The following is a 17,341-nucleotide window of genomic DNA, read 5'->3' on the forward strand; positions in this document are numbered from 1 at the left end:
CCCCAGCAAAACCCCGCCCGGCACGCTCGCCGCGCGGCCGGCGGCGAACTGTGGGCAACCGGCTAGGGGTCGATGGTGTGCACCAGCTCCGGGGTGATCACCAGGTCCACCGGACGGTCGTGCGCGTCGACCGGGAAATGTCCGGCGGGCACGTATTCGTCCGCGTAGACCAGTGCGGCGATCCGGGTGGCCTTGTCCGCCACCTGCGGCAGGAAGCGGTCGTAGTAGCCGCCGCCCTGGCCCAGGCGCAGGCCGTGCTCGTCGACCAGCAGCGCGGGGATGAACAGCGTGTGCACCGTGTCGAAGAGCCGCGCGCCGTGGCGTTCGCCCACCGGCTCGCGCACCGGGGCCCGCGCGCTGTCCACCAGCTGCACCTCGGGGGTCCAATGCGCCCAGCACAGTTGGTATTCCGGTTCGCACACCGGCAGGTACACCTCGATGCCCGCCTGCACCAGCCGGGGCAGCAGCACCGAGGTGTCCGGTTCATCGGGCATGGACAGGTAGAGCCCGACCCGGGTGACGGTTCCGGTGGAGGAGTCCAGATAATCGAGCACGCGCGCGGCGAGCTGTTCGGCCAGCAGCGCCGAGCTGTTCGGGGTGATCCTCCGGCGGGCGGCCCGCACGGCGGCGCGCCGGGCCTGCTTGCTCTCGCCCGGCGGTGGGGAAGTGGCTGCATTCATGGTTTTACTCTACGCGCCACCCGCGCCGTGGGTCATAAAAGTGCAGGTGAGCTCCGCGGGGATACGATATGTGCATGCTGAGTTTTCTGCGCGGAAAAGCCGCGTTGCCCGAGTTGTCCTCCTCGCGCTTGCTGCTTCGCGAGCTGCTGCTGCGCGATCAGGAGCAATGGCTTGCCCTGCGCTCGGCGAACGCGAGCTGGCTCAAGCCCTGGGACCCGACAAATCCCTTGGGTCCGCCGGAGCCGATGAGCTTCCGGCAGCTGCTGCTCGCCAAGCGGGCGGCGGCGCGCGAGGGCACCGGGTACTCCTGGATTATGACGCTGCCGCAACTGCACCGAGCCCACCCGCGGATCATCGGGCAGATTTCGGTCAGCGGGATCCAGTACGGGGCGGCGCGCTCCGCCTCGCTGGGCTATTGGATCGACGGCGCCCATGCGGGCTACGGGTTGGTCCCGGAGGCCTGCGCGCTGGTGATCGATTACTGTTTCCAGGACTTGGCGCTGCACCGGATGGAGATCAACATCCGCCCGGAGAACGCCCCGAGCCTGCGCGTGGTGGACAAGCTGGGCTTCCGCGACGAGGGGCTGCGCAAGGGGTTCCTGCATATCGACGGGCAATGGCGCGACCATCGAACATTTGCACTAAACCGCGAGGAGCTGGATTCCAGCATGCTAGAACGCATCTACGAATAAAGCGGTGCGCCCGTTGGCCGAAAGCCCGCTGCGGGCCCAGAAGTGCCCATCACTTGCGAATTCTTGCGGACACACCGAGAAATTTGCCCGTCGATGCACCCGGCGTTGCATAGTGTTGACCGAGGAAGCTAACTATTCGGCTTCCACCTGATCTGACCGTTCAAACGGTGTTGGAGGACCCCATGGCTGGCACGTCACAGAGCGAAACGCGAGCGCAGTCTGCCGAGAGCGGACTCAAGATACGTGTGCGCTATGGGCGGTTGGCGGTGGCGGTGCTCGGCCTGTTGGCGGTGCTCGCCACGCTTCTCGGCCTCGTGCTGGCGCCCTTCACCGCGCTGAGCTTCTCCGCCGTGGGCATCTTCTTCGCCGTCGCCCTGGCGTCGGTGGCCACGCTGCGCGCCCTGGCGGTGCGTGATCGCAACCGCAAGCTGCTGGCGCATCTGCAGGCCACCCGCGAGCAGGCCCTGCAGACCCCGGCCTTCGCCGACGAGGCGAACCAGGTAATCACCCGCAAGTCGGGCGAGGATGAGGTTTTCGACGCCCGCCCGGGTTCGGCCCGGCGCGCCCCGGCGATCACCGCCGAGGAACTGCGTGCCGAGGCGGTGCGCGTGGCCCGCGGGGACGGCGGCGTGAAGCAGCCGGCCACCTGGGAGCCGACCAATGTGCCCAAGCCCACCTACGTGGAGGTGCGCGAGGCGACGCAGCGCGAAATCGTCGACCGGGTGCGTCCCGAGCCGATCCCGGTCTCCGAACCGCTGCGCCCGACCAAGCACATCAGCCTCAAGGCCGCCGAGGGCGCCAAGCGCCTGGCCGCCGAGGTCAGCGCAGAGGAACGCGCCTCGATCGCCAGCGTCGTGGCCAAAACCGAAGCCCCAGCGCCGGCGCCGGTGGAAAAGCCGGTCGAAGCCTCGGCAGCGAGCAAGCCGAAACTGAACCTGGACGCCGTGATGCAGCGCCGCCGCGCCTAGCACACCATATGACGAAGGCCCGCATCGACAAGGATGCGGGCCTTCTGCTATGCCGGTGGGACTAGAGCTCGCCGAAGGGCAGCGGTCCGCGGTTTCCCAGCTGGTGGTCGAAGACGAGCGTGGTTTCGGTGTGCCCGACCGATTCGTCGGTGGCCAGGTTGTCCAGCACCCAGTCGCGCAGTTCCTCGGTGGAGCCGACCGCGATATGCAGCAGGTAGTCGGTGCCGCCGGAGACATGGAACATCGAGAGCACCTCGGGCAATTGCGGGATGCGCTGGCGGAAGGTGTCGATCTTCTCGCGGTCGTGGGCGCGCAGCTTGACCGAGATCAGCGCCTGCACGGTGCGCCCCACCGCGGCCAGCGAAACCTCCGCGTGGTAGCCGGTGAGGATGCCGCGGTCCACCAGCGAGCGGGTGCGCAGCAAGGCGGTGGACGGGGCGATGCCCGCGCGCTGCGCGAGCGTCGCATTGGAGATGCGGGCATTGCTGACCAGCTCGTCGATGATGATTCGATCGATCTCGTCCAGATCGGTGCCGAAGGAAGACTCTGCGTGCGATGACATAAGAATATTTCACCATACCCGCCGCGGTTCGTTGAAATGTTTGGCGGTTTTCTGCTTCGCCTCAGCCCGCAGATCCCGCCGCCGGTGGCGCCCGGCCGATATATTGGGGCCTATGACACGACGTTCCGAAACCACCGGTGAACCCTTCGACACCCGCCTGGCGGCCTACGCCCTGGTGGAGCACGAGTCCAAGGTGCTGCTCACGCTGTGGGATATGCGTCATCGCGATGCCAGATTCACCCCGCGCTGGTCCTTGCCCGGGGGAGGGGTGGACCTGGGCGAACAGGCCACCGACGGGGTCATCCGCGAGGTCTACGAGGAGACCGGCTACCGGGTGGGCCAGCTCTCCCTGCTCGATGTCAGCACCGGCATCATCCCCGCCGCGAAGCGCTACTCCGGGGATGGGCACCCGATGCAGACCGTGGCGGTGACCTACCGGGCGCGGCTGCTCGGCGGGGCATTGCGCCACGAGCAGGACGGCTCCACCAGCGAAGCGGCCTGGTTCACCCGGGAGGAAATCCTGGGGCTGAACCGCATCGAACGAGTGGACAGCATCCTGCGTTTGACCTCGCCCGGCGTGCGCTAGCGCAAAAGCAAGACCCGCTGGCCTAGAATTCAGGGGAGATGAATTTAGCTAAAATCACCACCGCCGGCGCGCTGGCCCTCGCCGCGACGCTGACGCTGTCCGCCTGCACGAGCCAGTCCCCGGAGCCGGTCGAAGAATCCAAGGGGATCGAGCTCTCCCTGTCCGCCGGGACGGACCCCACCCAGCGCGCGCTGGGAAAGATCTATGCCGATGCGCTGCGTGCGGCCGGCTACCAGGTCACCGAGCTCCAGCCGAGCACGGATCCCTACCAGCAGGTGCTCGACGGCAACGCCGACGTGGCCCTCGCCGAGTCCACCGCAGCCGAGCTGCGGGCGGCCACCGCCGGAACCGCGGCGCACAGCCTGGCCTCCAGCGGCACCAATGGCTCCGCGGTGCTGGTGATGAGCGCCGCCGAGGCCAAGCACCATGCGGTGGATTCGGTGCCCAGCCTCGCCGCCGCCTGCCCGGAGCTGAGCTTCATCGGCGCCCAGCCGGCCAGCGACCAGCTGCTGGAAGCCCTGGAAGACGCCGGATGCGCCAAGCCCGAGGTGAAAACCGTGGCCGCGGAGCAGCTGCCCGGGCAGCTGCGCGCCTCGCTGGATCGGGTGCTGGTGCTCTCGGCCGCCGATGCGATCATCGGCGACGAGGGCTTCTACATCGTCCCGGGCAGCGAGGAGATCTTCGCGGACGCGCCGCTGGTGCCGCTGGCCGGTGCGGACCTCGACGAGCCGGCGCAAAACGTCGTGGACCAGGTCAGCGAGCAGCTGGACCAGGAGGCCTTGATCGGCATCAACCGGATGGTCAGCGGAGCCGACGCGCTGGACCCGGAAACCGCCGCCACCCGGTACAAGCTGCTGAACAACTAACCGCGGCGGGTGTTCATGCGCCGACAAGAAGGCGCGCGCCCCGCCCCAATCATGAGAAAGTGTACCCATGGCAGAATTCAAGCAATCCTCGAAGCTCCACAACGTGCTCTACGACATTCGCGGGCCACTGCTTGAGCACGCCCAGCGGATGGAATCCGAGGGGCACCGCATCCTGAAGCTGAACATCGGCAACCCGGCGCCCTTCGGGTTCGAGGCGCCCGACGCGGTGCTGGTGGACATGATCCGCAACCTGCCCAACGCGCAGGGCTACTCGGACTCCCGCGGCATCCTCTCGGCGCGCACCGCCGTCTCGCAGTACTACCAGACCCGCGGCATCCAGACCATCGGGGTGGACGACGTCTACCTGGGCAACGGGGTCTCCGAGCTGATCACGCTGTCGCTGAACGCGCTGCTGAACAACGGCGACGAGGTGCTGATCCCGGCGCCCGACTACCCGCTGTGGACCGCCTCGGTCTCGCTGGCCGGCGGCACCCCGGTGCACTACCTGAACACCGAGGAAGAGGGCTGGCTGCCGGACCTGGCCGATATGGAAGCGAAGATCACCGATCGCACCAAGGGCATCGTGGTCATCAATCCGAACAACCCCACTGGCGCGGTCTACCCGAAGCAGACCCTGGAGGGGATCCTGGAGCTGGCGCGCAAGCACAACCTGATCGTCTTCTCCGACGAGATCTACGAGAAGATCCTCTACGACGATGCGGTGCACATCAACACCGCGGCGCTGGCCGACGACGTGCTGGTGCTGACCTTCTCCGGGCTGTCCAAGGCCTACCGGGTCTGCGGCTTCCGCTCCGGCTGGATGGCCATCTCCGGGCCCAAGCACCTGGCGAAGGACTACGTGGAGGGCATCAACCTGCTCACCAACATGCGCCTGTGCGCCAATGTGCCCGGGCAGCACGCGATCCAGACCGCGCTGGGCGGCTACCAGTCCATCGATGACCTGATCCTGCCCGGCGGCCGGCTGCGCGAACAGCGCGACGCCGCCTACGATCTGCTCCAGGCGATTCCGGGGGTGAGCGTGCAGAAGGCCAAGGGCGCGCTGTACATGTTCCCGAAGCTGGACCCCGAGGTCTACCCGATGCACGACGATGAGAAGTTCGCCCTGGAACTGCTCAAGGCGCAGAAGATCCTGATCACCCAGGGCACCGCGTTCAACTGGCCGGCCCCGGACCACTTCCGCCTGGTCACCCTGCCGGCGGTGCGGGATCTGAAGGACGCGGTGGGCCGCATCTCGGTGTTCCTCGAGGATTGGCGCGCCCGGGCCTAGGCCTGGGCGCTAAGCTGAAGCGATGAGCGAATATCCACAGAATCTGCTGGCCCGGCTGCGCGTGGTCGGCGAGGTCGACCTGTCCCAGCACGCCACCGGCGAACCCGACTGGTGGCCGAAGGACGCCCCGCGCAGCAAGCGCAAGGCGGCCAAGCGGCTGGAGGCCATCGCCGCGGAGCTCACCGAGCTGCAGGAGCGGCTATTCGCCTCCGCGCTGCACGGGCAGCTGCGCGACTCGCTGCTGCTGGTGCTGCAGGGGATGGACACCGCGGGCAAGGGCGGGATCGTGCGCCACGTGATGGGCCTGTTCGACCCGCAGGGCGTGGACCACCACGCGTTCAAGGCACCCACCGACGAAGAGCAGGCCCACGATTTCTTGTGGCGCGTTCAGCAGCGGCTCCCCGAACCGGGGATCATCGGCGTCTTCGACCGCTCGCACTATGAGGACGTGCTGATCCACCGGGTGCAGAAGCTCAGCAGCACTCAGCAGATCGAGGCGCGCTACCCGAAGATCGTCGACTTCGAGCACGCCCTGCACGAACGCGGAATCCACCTGCACAAGGTGATGCTGCATATCGGCCCCGCGGAGCAGTACGCGCGGCTGAGCGAACGGCTGGATCGCGAAGACAAGCACTGGAAGTATTCCCCGGCCGATGTCGAGGACCGGCTGCTCTTCGCCGAATACCAGCGCGCCTACGAGCTGGCCATCGAACGCACCGCGACGGTGGATGCGCCCTGGTATGTGATCCCGGCGGATCAGAAATGGCGGGCGCGGCTCTGCGTGGCGGAGCTGCTGCTGCACACCCTGCGGGAGATCGACCCGCTCTGGCCGAAGGCCGACTTCGACGTCGCCGCCGAACGCAAGCGCCTGGACGCGACCAAGTAGGAGCTCAGCCGACGGCATGCACCGCGAAGGCGGTGAGGAAGCCGGCGGTGGCGATCAACCCGGTGAAGTCGTGCTCCACGGCCCAGGCCTCGGGGATCATCGTATCGGCCACCATGGTCAGGATGCCGCCGGCGGCCAGCGCGATCGCGAAGGCGGTCCACCCCGGATCGGTGAGCGAAAGCAGGGCGAACCCGGCCCAGGAGGCCACCCCGGCGACCAGCGTCACCGAGCCCCAGAGCAGGAAGATGCCGCCGGCCTTCTTGCCCGCCTGCTTCTGCTGCGCCGTGCTGGCCAGCGCTTCGGGAATGTTGGAGATGAAGATGGCGACGAGCATCGCCGGATTCACCGCGCCTCCGGCGACCAGCCCGACACCCAGAGCCACCGATTCGGGGATGCCGTCGATCAACGCCCCGACGGCCAGCGCATTGCCCGAGGCCGAGGCGGAACCCGGGGCGCGGGAGCGCTTGGCCACGATCCGGTTCGCGAAGAAGTAGAGCAGCGCGCCGCAGATCAGCCCGAGCGCGGTGACCAGCAGCCCGCCGGTGGCGTAGGACTCGGCGACCAGCTCGAAGGCCAGCGCGCAGATCAGCACGCCCGCGCCGAAGGCCATGATCCCGGCCACGGCAGCCCGCGGAAGTTTCAGCCACCAGCCCGCCGCGGCGCCCAATAAAAGCGAGGTCCCGGAAACCAGACCCCAGATCAGTGCCCACCATGCCATGCTCATAATGCCCAGCGTAGCCAAGATACTGGCCGCTGGGCAGGCAAGAGCGGACTAGTCGGCCGAGTTTTCCACCCGGCGGCGGGCCTGGTCCAGGCGTTCGGAGACGCCGTTGAGCCAATTCTCGCAGTGCGCGGCCAACGCTTCGCCGCGCTCCCACAGCGCCAGCGAGGCTTCCAGCGGGACTCCGCCGGTCTCCAGCTGATTGACCACCGCCATCAGCTCCTCACGGGCCTGCTCATAGGAGAGCTGTGCGATATCTTCGGGGATTTGCTCGGTCATGGGGTTTCCTTAAAGTGCTTCGGTGGCCGGTGCGGCCGGGAAAATTTCGTCGACGGTGGCGCTCAGCTTGCCGGCGGCCACGCGGATGCGCAGGCCCTGGCCGGGATGCAGCTCCTCGGCGGTGCGCACCACCGTGCCATCGGCAAGCTGGGTGACCGAATAGCCGCGGTCCAGGGTCTGCTGCGGGGAGAGCGCGCGCATCTGCGCGCGCAGATGGCCCAGCTCGTCTCCGGCGCGTTGCACCCGGTGGCGGATCAGCGCCATCGAGCGTTCCCGCCAGCGCCCCAGATCCTCGGCGCGCGCGTCGATCATGGCCTGCGGATTGGCCAGCACCGGGCGCTGGCGCAGCGCCGTGATGGTCTGCGCCTCGCGCTGCAGCAGGTTGTTGATCGCCCGGTCCAGGCGTTGGCGCGAGAGCTCGATGCCGGCGAACTCCTCGTTCAAATCCGGGACGATGCGCTTGGCCGCGTCCGTCGGCGTCGAGGCGCGCAGATCGGCCACATCGTCCAGGATGGGCCGGTCCGCCTCGTGCCCGATGGCCGAAACCACCGGGGTGGTGGCGGCGAAGACGTCGCGGATGAGTTCTTCGTTGGAAAAGGGCAGCAGGTCCTCCAGGGCGCCGCCGCCGCGGGCGATCACGATGACCTCGACGTTCGGGTCGGCGTCCAGCTCGGACAGCGCGGCACGCACCTGGGCGACCGCGTCGTTTCCCTGCACCGCGGTGTTGATGATGCGAAAGCGCACCGCCGGCCAGCGCAGCGTCGCGTTGCGCACCACGTCCTTCTCGGCGTCCGAATCGCGGCCGGTGATCAGCCCGATGGTGCGCGGCAGCACCGGCAGCGGCAGCTTATGCTCCATCGCGAACAAGCCCTCGGCGCCCAGGGCCTGGCGCAGGCGTTCGAGCCGCGCGAGCAGTTCGCCCAGGCCCACCGGGCGCAGGTCGGTGGCGTTCAGCGAGAGCCGCCCGGTTTTCGCATACAGGCTCGGCTTGACCCGGGCGACCACGCGTGCGCCGACCTCCGGGGTGGATTCCAGCTTGCGCATCACCGAGGACCAGACGGTCACCGAGAAGGAGTTGTCCGCGTCCACATCGCGCAGCGTCAGATAGCCGTGGCCATTGCGCACATTCGCTTCGAGCAGTTGGCCCTCCACCCAGGTGACCGGGGAGTTCTCGATGTGGATCTTCAGTTTTTCGGTCAGTATGCGCAGCGGCCACGGGTTTTCGGCACTGGTCTCCGCGGCCGTTGCCGGCATGGTGCGCGGCGCTTCTGGTGGCATGGGTCCTCTCCTGCATAACCGGGGCCCGTCCGTGATTAAACGTGCCGGTGGCTCATGAGAGACTATCGCACAATGCCGACGATTTGCCGGATTGCAGGGTGCCCGCCGGGGTGCGCGAGCGGCGGTGCCAGGGTCACAATCCGGGCAAAAAATGACGGATTTTCATGCCGCGCAGGCGGTGCGCGGCGCGTTTTTCAACGATTGGGATAATCCTGCCTCAAGCCGTTGTCCGCCTTCGGGCGGGGGAGGACACTGAGCGGTAATTGGGGAAAATTACATAGAGAGATGCAGGATCATGCGGTGGCCATTGGGGAAGAAAAATCATGTTCGTTCGTCCACCGCGACCTGTTTGGCCTTGGGATTACTGGTGGGCATGGCGCCTCTGGCCGCAGCGGCGGCAGCCCCCGCGAGCGCGGCCATCGCTGTGGCCGCGGAGCTGTCCATCGACCTGCCGGCCAAGGTACGCACCACCGACAACCTCAATCTGCGCACCGGCCCGTCCACCGCCTATCGGATCCTGGTCTCGATCCCCAAAGGCACCGCGGTCCCGGTCTCCGGGCGCGCCTCCAACGGGTGGTACAAGGTCAGCTACGCCGGGCATACCGGCTACGTCAGCGGATCCTACGTAGTCGCCGCCACGGTGCGCACCCTGGACAGCCTGAATCTGCGCAGCGGAGCGTCCACCTCGTACAGGATTCTGGTGACCATTCCGCGCGGGAGCACGGTCCCGGCCTACGCACGGGCGGGCAACGGATGGTACAAAGTCAGTTATGCCGGGCGCACCGGCTGGGTCAGCGGCAGCTATGTCACGACCTATCCGAAGCCACCGGCGGCCCCGCAATCCACCGGCCCGAATCGGACCGGCCGGGTGGTGCTGACCTTCGACGACTGCCCGAGCAGCCTGAGCTCCTTCAACTCGGTCATTTCCTATGCGGCGACCAACAATATCGGCCTGGTGCTCGCTCCGACCGGTAATTGCCTCGGCTCCTACAAATCGCGCTACGCTGTGGACCTCGCGGCGCTGGCCCGGGCCAAGGGGCAATGGGTCATCAACCATTCGATCAGCCATCCGGACCTGCGTCCGCTGTCCTGCCTGCAGGCCGGCGCCCAATTGAGCGGCAGCGGAGTGCATACGAACTTCGGCCGGCCACCCTACGGCGCCATCGATGCCAGCGTGCGATGCGGCTACGACAGCCGCGGCATGGGAATCTGGACCTGGACGCGGGACACCCGGGACTGGGAGGCGAAATCCAAGTCGATCACCGTGGCGCGGGCCGCCGCGGCAGTCCCCGGGGACACGGTGCTGATGCATATGCAATGGTACGGATTCTCACCCGATGCGCTGAAGCAGATCAAGGCCAAGCTGGCGCAGCGCGGGGTGAACGTGTGCCGTGCCTATCACGGGACCGATGGCGTCGGCGCCGTGGTGCGCACCCCGGTCAGGCTGCCGAGTTCCCTGCCTTGCTAGCAGCGATTACGGCCACGGAGGCAGATCTCACAGCCCGTTAAGGGTGGCGCGCATCATATGAGCATGCGCTAACTTGCGCCGGGTTCGTAGACTAGAGATATGGCTACTTCCACTTCTGTCCCGGTCTCGTTGCCGATCCCTCGGATTCCGCGTATTCGCCGCACTCCCGAGCAGATCGCCGCAGCCTCCTCGCAGGTCACCGAACGCAAGGTGCTGCTCGCCGCCCCGCGCGGCTACTGCGCCGGCGTGGACCGCGCGGTCATAGCGGTGGAGAAGGCCCTGGAGCACTACGGGGCCCCGGTGTACGTGCGCAAGCAGATCGTGCACAACGTGCATGTGGTCTCCGAACTCGAATCCCGCGGCGCGATCTTCGTCGAAGAGAACGAAGAGGTGCCCAGCGGCGCGCTGGTGGTGTTCTCCGCCCACGGCGTCTCCCCGGCGGTGGTGCAGTCCGCCGAGGACCGCGGCCTGCGCACCATCGACGCGACCTGCCCGCTGGTCACCAAGGTGCACCGCGAGGCCGTGCGCTTCGCGAAGAATGACTACGAAATCCTGCTGATCGGCCACGAAGGCCACGAAGAGGTCGAGGGCACCTACGGCGAAGCGCCGGAGGTCACCACCATCGTGAACAACCCCGAAGAGGCCGACACCGTGCAGGTGAAGGACCCGGATAAGCTCATCTGGCTCTCGCAGACCACGCTGAGCGTGGACGAGACCATGGAGATCGTGCGCCGGCTGCGCAAGCGCTTCCCGAATCTGCAGGATCCGCCCAGCGATGACATCTGCTACGCGACCACCAACCGGCAGGCGGCGATCAAGGAGATCGCCCCGAGCTCGGAGCTGGTGATCGTGGTCGGTTCGGCCAACTCCTCGAACTCGGTGCGCCTGGTCGAGGTTGCGCTGGATCACGGGGCGAAGGCGGCCTACCGGGTTGACTTCGCCAACGAGGTGGACGAGACCTGGTTCGAGGGCGTGTCCAGCATCGGGGTCACCTCCGGCGCCTCGGTGCCAGATGTGCTCGTCCAGGAGGTGCTGGCCCTGCTCGCCGACTACGGATTCACCGACGTCGCGGAGGTCACCACCGCCCAGGAAGACATCATCTTCTCGCTGCCCAAGGAAATCCGCGGCAAGCTCAAGGAGTCCGGCGACGACGCCCGGGCCCTGGGCGGACGGCGCTCCTCGGAAACCCGCTAAGCACTTCATTTCCCGCATCTCCTAAGCAAAGGTAGAATTTCCTCCCGTGGCTCTTACTATCGGAATCGTCGGACTGCCCAACGTCGGCAAGTCCACCATGTTCAACGCGCTGACCCGTGCCCAGGTACTGGCGGCCAACTACCCGTTCGCGACCATCGAACCCAATGTGGGTGTCGTCCCGCTGCCGGACGCGCGGCTGAAGGTGCTCTCCGGAATCTTCGGTTCCGAGCGCATCCTGCCAGCTACGGTGTCCTTCGTGGACATCGCCGGCATCGTCAAGGGCGCCTCGGAAGGCGAAGGCCTGGGCAATAAGTTCCTCGCCACCATCCGCGAAGCCGACGCGATCTGCCAGGTGACCCGCGCGTTCGTCAACGACGACGTGATCCACGTGAACGGCAAGGTCGACCCGGCCTCGGATATCGAGACGATCGCCACCGAGCTGATCCTCGCCGATATGCAGACCATCGAGAATCAGCTGCCGCGCCTGGAGAAGGAACTGCGCACCAAGAAGATCGAGAAGTCCTTCGTGGACGCGGTGCTCAACGCGCAGAAGATCCTCGAAGAGGGCAAGACGCTGTACTCCGCGGCCAAGACCGACGGGGTGGACCTCGAAGAGCTCGCCCCGATGCAGCTGATGACCACCAAGCCATTCATCTACGTGTTCAACACCGATGAGGCCGGCCTGGCCGACACCGAGATGCAGGCTAAGCTTTCGGCGCTGGTCGCGCCGGCCGAGGCGATCTTCCTGGATGCGCAGTTCGAGGCCGAACTCGCCGAGCTGGAAGAAGACGAAGCCGAAGAGATGATGGAAGATGCGGGCATCGTCGAGTCCGGTCTGGGCAAGCTGGCTCGCGTCGGCTTCGACACCCTGGGACTGCAGACCTACCTGACCGCTGGCCCGAAGGAAACCCGCGCCTGGACCATCAACAAGGGCGCCACCGCACCCGAGGCTGCCGGAGTCATCCACACCGACTTCCAGCGCGGCTTCATCAAGGCCGAGGTTGTCGGCTTCGAGGACCTGGTTGAGGTCGGCTCGATTGCCAACGCCAAGTCTGCGGGCAAGGCGCGCATCGAAGGCAAGGAATACATCATGAAGGACGGCGACGTGGTGGAGTTCCGCTTCAACGTGTAGTCGCGTTTCGCTTTAACCTCTTGCGAATGCGCCGGATCCGATTGTCGGGTCCGGCGCATTTGTCTCCGCAATCGGGGTATTGAATCCGTGAATGGTCTTCAGATTCAGGATCAAAGATTTGATCGATCGGAAGTGCTGTGCCCATCGACAGAGGAACAGTCCCGATCCTATTCTGTTGCTGAGCGCGCGGTGAAGGAGTCCTGCGGTGATGGGAGGTGTTCAGCCCGTCCATGAAGTTTATCAAGGACGGCCAGATCGGTCCTGGCGTGTCTGCCATGGTGAAGACTCTGACAGATACTGGTATGGGCGGCTGGATACTCTAGGCCTGGTTGTGTACGCTGACAGGGCCGTTGAGTGATGAGATCCTGTGTGAGTCGGTAAAGGGTCACCCCGAGCGTGCCTTCACATTCGCCTCCTGCGCCACTCAACACCACACCCTCCTGGCAGAGGAATAGAACTCCCAGGCGGCCCGGAGGGTCGCGTGGTGGGGTAGAAATCCAATAGCTGCGGTTTGTATGGACAAAAGGGGAGTGTCATGGAGAAGAAGCAGGGTCGCGATTTGCCTTCGCGACGAATCGTCACGGCCGATGATGAGGGTCTGGCCGTGGCCTTTGAACGCATGGGGGAAATGCTTGGTCGAATGAACGAGGGGGAGAACCCGAGGGAGTACCTACTTCGTGGCCCAACGATAATCGCCGAGCATGTCAAGGCCATCGCGGACTCATTGAAGGACGCTGACGCCTTCGACGTGATCGAGCTCATGCGGATGCGCGAGATGCCGATGATCCTCGATGGCTACCGCGAAAGCCTTGCTGATCAGATGCCAGCAGCGGTCGAACTCATTGCGCTCATTCTGCTCACCAGGGGGCAGCGCGAGCCTAGGTCGACGCCGACGAGCAAGACCCGCCCTGCGGGATTGATTCCCGACCTGCATGAACGGGCGCGGGAAATGTTGATGCTGGGCTCCTTCGCCCTATTCAGTTCGGGTGATCGAAACGAATTCGGACCGCTGACCATGTTGTCCGCCCAATTCGTCAGTCACGATCTGACAGTGCGGTTCATGCAGTACGCGCATATCCATGACGAGATCAACGAGGAGCTGTTCTCATCGCGCCACCTCGGTGATTTGCTCCCCGAGACGCTTGGTTTCAGCTACGAGGACTTCTGCGCCGTGCGTGAGTCAATCATTCGCGTCCACGGGGAGAAGTTCTTCGCTATCCGCGACACCGTCGGCGAGATGTTCGAACAGCATGCCGAGAAGAAGAACGATCCTGCGTTTGAAGAGGACGCGCGCTCCGCCTTGATGAGCATGTTGGAGTTTCCTGGCGAGCGCGCAACCATCACTGTTCAAGAGGTTGCCGCAGCTTCGGGTGTGCCGGCAGAGCGGACCCAGGCCGTTCTGGATCGGTTCAGCCTGGCGTTCAACGGCGCTGACGACGCGCTTGCCGTAGTGACGAAGTACCTGAGCGGCGATAACCCGTTCCGCTTTGCATCGCTGGTCAATGACGCCGACGGCAACTACATCCTGACAGGCAAGCCGATCGGCACCGACTGCTTCCGTCAGATCGTCGAAGAGGCACTCAAGGCGGCCCCCGCAAAGTTTCGCCGTTATGAGAAGCGCCGCATGTTCGTAAGTGAGGAGCTCGCTCTGAAGCGTCTGGCCGCCATCCTAGACTCAGATGCAGCCCACGCGAACCTCAAATACTTCCGCGCCAATCCGGGCATCGAGGTTTCTGAGCTCGGACCCGATGCGCAAGACATCAACTCGATCGCCGAGCAGACTGAAGCAGATGGGCTATTCATCATCGAGGATGTCGCGATTTGCGTAGAAGTGAAGGCAAAGAGCATCTCCAGTCACGCCCGGCGTGGGCATGTCCAGAGGTTGTCTGCCGACCTGCGGGAGACGGTCGGGAGCGCGACTGACCAGGCACTCAGGCTTGAGAACCATATCCGAACCAATCACGGGCTGTGGCTTGAGAATCGCGAATGGCTGGATCTCTCGGAGATCCACGAGATTCGCTCGGTGACTGTCTACCTCGACGACTTCGGCCCGCTGTCCACTGCCTTGGACGAACTCGTGCGTGCCAAGGTCGTGGGAAGCGATCGTTTCCCTTGGCTCGTGACGTTGCACGACCTGAGCGTCATTGCCGAGGTCATCGATAGGCCCACGGAGTTCTTGCTCTATCTGCGACGTCGTACAGAGTCAGAAGTGTCGCTGAAGTTCTCAGCCGTCGACGAGCTCGATCTCTTCATGCTGTTTCTCTCCGGCGGCTTGTGGGTTGAACCGGACCCAGATCGGGTAAGCGAAGAGTTCCTTGGCGTCGCGCCTTCCACGGGCAAGGAGCGTCGCCGGTATCAGGTGTCGGCTGTTCCCACTCGTGTGATGACTCAAACCGATGAGTTGGATGCTTGGGTCTACTTCCAGGAAGGCTCTAGCGCTGTAGAAGCTGAGAAGCCTTCCTTCGGCATCCCGCCGGGCATCGCCCGGATCGTAGACTTCCTTCAGGATGGGCACAAGCCGGGGTGGTTCCGCTTCAGCGCCGATCTGTTGAACCTTGCTGAGGAGTCGCAGGAGTCGCTGGGTGAGATGGTCGAACGCTTGGCGTTGATGACACGGCAGGACGGCCTCCACCACAATTCGATGATGGCGTTCGCCGGAGCGTGGGGCTACCCGACGTTGTTCATGGGCTCCAAACCTCGAAAGATGTCTATCCAAGAGGCTAGCACCCGGCTCGCGACCTACGGATTCGCGAAGAAGCACCAGATTCAGTCGGATCGTGCGCTCATGGTGGTATTCGATGAGGAGCAGCGCATCGTATCGATCCGTTGTGACAACTCGCCTCCGGTAGAGAACAAAGAGTTTGACAGCCTCATTGTGGAGATGGGCCTCATCCCTCCGGCTGTAATGAGTCGTCTGACCCCACCGTCGGCGCGAAGAGCGACCGCCAGGCAGAATCCGAGTCGGAAGCCGAAGAAGAGGGGCAAGCGACGCCGCTAACGACAACCCCTCGCAACACCGCAAGCAAAGGTTGGTATGTGCGGCGACGTCGTGGAGTTCCGCTTCAACGTCTAATCTCGTTTCGCTCTTAACTCTATTGGTTTTGCAGCGAGAGGGCTGGATCTGCACTTCGGTGCGGTTCCAGCCCTCTTTCGTTAGGCTGAGAGGTCAGCGAGCATTCATGCCGAGCTGACTGGATTCAGCGATACTGTGTGGTGCAGTAACCCACAGGTTTTCGAGAGGGAAGAACATGGTTTCTGGGTATGGGAAATACATTTCGCGCGCTGCACAGTCGGAGTGGATGCACTCACTTCGACCGAACACTGCTCACATAGAATTCGCCTTCAACAACGGGGACGACGGCCACCCGTTGCTTGCAGCATTGGCTCACCTGAATTCAATTAGAACGGTGGGCGTCGAGTCTGGGAACGGATACTATTTTCGGCCACGTCCGACGGTGGTGAAGCGAAGGTTTGTCTATGACCGAGAAATCATCCGAGCCATTGACCGTTTTGGGTGTTTCTTCCCTGAATCTGCGAGCTCGGAACAATGGACAGAGCTGGGCGATGTTGATGTGGTGTTCCTCGACAAGTGGGGAAGGATGCTCGGAGCGACAGTGACACACGAGGGAATGATCATTACGCCTGACGATGAAGATGAGAATCGTCTGCCTCGTTGATCATGAGGTTGCTTCGTGCAGCGACGTGGTGGAGTTCCGCTCCAACGTCTAAACCTGCTTAGCTAAACGCCCCCGGGTCTCGAAGCGCTGGCCTTCGTGTGGGCTCGATAACTGCTGATCGCAAGCACAAGTGCCGTCAGCAGCAGCGCTCCACCGACGGCCCAGCCGCCCACAGTGTAGTCGACGAGCTGAGGGACGCGAGGCAGGTTGATCGCGGACACTGCGAGGAAGAGAAACACCACGACGGCGCTCTTCCTTGCGGTGGACGGCTTATTCCGAATCGTTGCCATTTGCTTGTTCGTTTCTCGTGATTAGCTGACACCGATTAAGCACGGTCCGACGGATGCGCCGGCAACTGCAGTGAAGCCAGCCACGCAGATGATGCAGCCTGCTCCCACGGTAACAGCGCAGAAGGCTGCGCTGTCGCACCGCTGCTGCTGATCTACGGTGCTGCGTGTCTGGCAGGGAACGTCGTGGGTGGGCGGTTGCGGATCGAGAGCTGAACCGTGCTCACATGATCACGCTCACCGGCACGGGACTCTCATTGCTCGTCGCAGGATTTGTCAGTGCCAGTCCGGTCGGTGCCACGTATTTTCCACCTTCCCGCCTCTGAACACCTGGATCGCTACCAGTGCCGATGGAATCGCGCCCGGGCTGGCCCTCGCTGTCAACAGCTCCGCGTTCAACATCGCCGCCGCCGGAGGGCGCGGCGGTGCAGTACTGACCGCCGGGCTGGATGCCATCAGGCTTCCCTATCTTGGAATCATCGGCGCTCTGGCTGTGGCCGTCCTGATCTCTACCGTGTTCCGGGCAACCCAAAAGTCCTCGGCTCACGTGCTTCGACCATGAGGGCTGAATGGCTTCGCCGCGGGTGCAGCATCGTCCGAAGTCTGCATGGGTCTCGCGTCGACGGCGATTTAACGCGCAAAGTTAAATACCGGAACGCCGTGGAGTTCCGGTTTTCAATTTAATGTCTGGTGAGGTTCCAGGTGCTAATCGGCAACCTGTCGTTACCTGGTCGATTCGGTTGATTTCGTCTCTCAGGAAAAAGTTTGCGTGAGCTA

General features: G+C 64.5%; 17 protein-coding genes. 10 read left to right on the forward strand and 7 right to left on the reverse strand.

All coding sequences use genetic code 11. The features are described 5' to 3' along the window. Positions 1-62: 62 nt before the first annotated feature. Positions 63-680, reverse strand: a complete 618-nt coding sequence (locus tag CQ019_RS01775) for a 5-formyltetrahydrofolate cyclo-ligase (protein WP_105568791.1) — start codon at positions 678-680, stop codon at positions 63-65. 74 nt (positions 681-754) lie between these two features. Here CQ019_RS01775 and CQ019_RS01780 point away from each other — a divergent pair, with 74 nt between their 5' ends. Together CQ019_RS01780 and CQ019_RS01785 are read left to right on the forward strand one after the other, a co-directional pair. Next, positions 755-1,372, forward strand: coding sequence for a GNAT family N-acetyltransferase (locus CQ019_RS01780; protein WP_105568792.1), 618 nt, complete (start codon positions 755-757; stop codon positions 1,370-1,372). 182 nt (positions 1,373-1,554) lie between these two features. Next, entirely contained in the window at positions 1,555-2,340 is a 786-nt protein-coding gene (locus tag CQ019_RS01785) for a hypothetical protein (RefSeq protein WP_105568793.1), read from the forward strand. A gap of 61 nt (positions 2,341-2,401) precedes the next feature. Here the strand turns inward: CQ019_RS01785 and CQ019_RS01790 are convergent, their stop codons facing one another. Beyond that, positions 2,402-2,902 (reverse strand): Lrp/AsnC family transcriptional regulator, encoded by a 501-nt coding sequence (locus CQ019_RS01790; RefSeq protein WP_105553080.1) that lies wholly within the window; start codon positions 2,900-2,902, stop codon positions 2,402-2,404. Positions 2,903-3,014: 112 nt separating this feature from the next. Here CQ019_RS01790 and CQ019_RS01795 point away from each other — a divergent pair, with 112 nt between their 5' ends. The 4 genes from CQ019_RS01795 (at position 3,015) to CQ019_RS01810 (ending at position 6,528) form a co-directional block, all read left to right on the forward strand. Beyond that, positions 3,015-3,488 (forward strand): NUDIX hydrolase, encoded by a 474-nt coding sequence (locus CQ019_RS01795; protein WP_105568794.1) that lies wholly within the window; start codon positions 3,015-3,017, stop codon positions 3,486-3,488. 38 nt (positions 3,489-3,526) lie between these two features. Further along, on the forward strand, positions 3,527-4,354 hold the full coding sequence (locus CQ019_RS01800; RefSeq protein WP_105568795.1) for a glycine betaine ABC transporter substrate-binding protein: 828 nt from the start codon (positions 3,527-3,529) through the stop codon (positions 4,352-4,354). A 67-nt stretch (positions 4,355-4,421) separates the two neighbouring features. Then, on the forward strand, positions 4,422-5,642 hold the full coding sequence (locus CQ019_RS01805; protein WP_096283041.1) for a pyridoxal phosphate-dependent aminotransferase: 1,221 nt from the start codon (positions 4,422-4,424) through the stop codon (positions 5,640-5,642). Between the two features lie 22 nt (positions 5,643-5,664). Next, positions 5,665-6,528, forward strand: coding sequence for a PPK2 family polyphosphate kinase (locus tag CQ019_RS01810; protein WP_105568796.1), 864 nt, complete (start codon positions 5,665-5,667; stop codon positions 6,526-6,528). Between the two features lie 4 nt (positions 6,529-6,532). Here CQ019_RS01810 and CQ019_RS01815 read toward each other — a convergent pair whose 3' ends face one another. Genes CQ019_RS01815 through xseA form a run of 3 tightly spaced genes read right to left on the reverse strand, consistent with a single transcriptional unit; the run spans position 6,533 to position 8,806 of the window. Further along, positions 6,533-7,252 (reverse strand): ZIP family zinc transporter, encoded by a 720-nt coding sequence (locus CQ019_RS01815; protein ID WP_308727228.1) that lies wholly within the window; start codon positions 7,250-7,252, stop codon positions 6,533-6,535. Between the two features lie 48 nt (positions 7,253-7,300). Then, on the reverse strand, positions 7,301-7,528 hold the full coding sequence (locus CQ019_RS01820) for an exodeoxyribonuclease VII small subunit (RefSeq protein ID WP_096283043.1): 228 nt from the start codon (positions 7,526-7,528) through the stop codon (positions 7,301-7,303). Between the two features lie 9 nt (positions 7,529-7,537). Then, positions 7,538-8,806: an exodeoxyribonuclease VII large subunit gene (gene xseA / locus CQ019_RS01825; RefSeq protein ID WP_105568798.1), complete on the reverse strand. Its 1,269-nt coding sequence runs from the start codon at positions 8,804-8,806 to the stop codon at positions 7,538-7,540. Positions 8,807-9,179: 373 nt separating this feature from the next. Between xseA and CQ019_RS01830 the strand changes: the two genes are divergently transcribed. From CQ019_RS01830 to CQ019_RS01845, 4 genes are all read left to right on the forward strand, one after another. After that, the gene (locus CQ019_RS01830; RefSeq protein ID WP_181148217.1) at positions 9,180-10,274 is read left to right on the forward strand and encodes an SH3 domain-containing protein; all 1,095 of its coding nucleotides are present in this window, start codon (positions 9,180-9,182) and stop codon (positions 10,272-10,274) included. A 99-nt stretch (positions 10,275-10,373) separates the two neighbouring features. Continuing rightward, entirely contained in the window at positions 10,374-11,468 is a 1,095-nt protein-coding gene (locus CQ019_RS01835) for a 4-hydroxy-3-methylbut-2-enyl diphosphate reductase (protein WP_105568800.1), read from the forward strand. A 46-nt stretch (positions 11,469-11,514) separates the two neighbouring features. Beyond that, positions 11,515-12,600, forward strand: coding sequence for a redox-regulated ATPase YchF (ychF, locus tag CQ019_RS01840; protein ID WP_096283047.1), 1,086 nt, complete (start codon positions 11,515-11,517; stop codon positions 12,598-12,600). Positions 12,601-13,135: 535 nt separating this feature from the next. Beyond that, positions 13,136-15,598 (forward strand): hypothetical protein, encoded by a 2,463-nt coding sequence (locus tag CQ019_RS01845; protein WP_258133813.1) that lies wholly within the window; start codon positions 13,136-13,138, stop codon positions 15,596-15,598. A 741-nt stretch (positions 15,599-16,339) separates the two neighbouring features. Here the strand turns inward: CQ019_RS01845 and CQ019_RS01855 are convergent. Both CQ019_RS01855 and CQ019_RS18160 read right to left on the reverse strand, forming a co-directional pair. After that, positions 16,340-16,519, reverse strand: coding sequence for a hypothetical protein (locus CQ019_RS01855; protein WP_146112442.1), 180 nt, complete (start codon positions 16,517-16,519; stop codon positions 16,340-16,342). Positions 16,520-16,787: 268 nt separating this feature from the next. Then, entirely contained in the window at positions 16,788-17,111 is a 324-nt protein-coding gene (locus tag CQ019_RS18160) for a hypothetical protein (RefSeq protein ID WP_146113297.1), read from the reverse strand. Between the last annotated feature and the right edge of the window lie 230 nt (positions 17,112-17,341).

Origin of the sequence: Arthrobacter sp. MYb229, from assembly GCF_002975405.1 — a bacterium.
Classification (GTDB): Bacteria; Actinomycetota; Actinomycetes; order Actinomycetales; family Micrococcaceae; genus Glutamicibacter.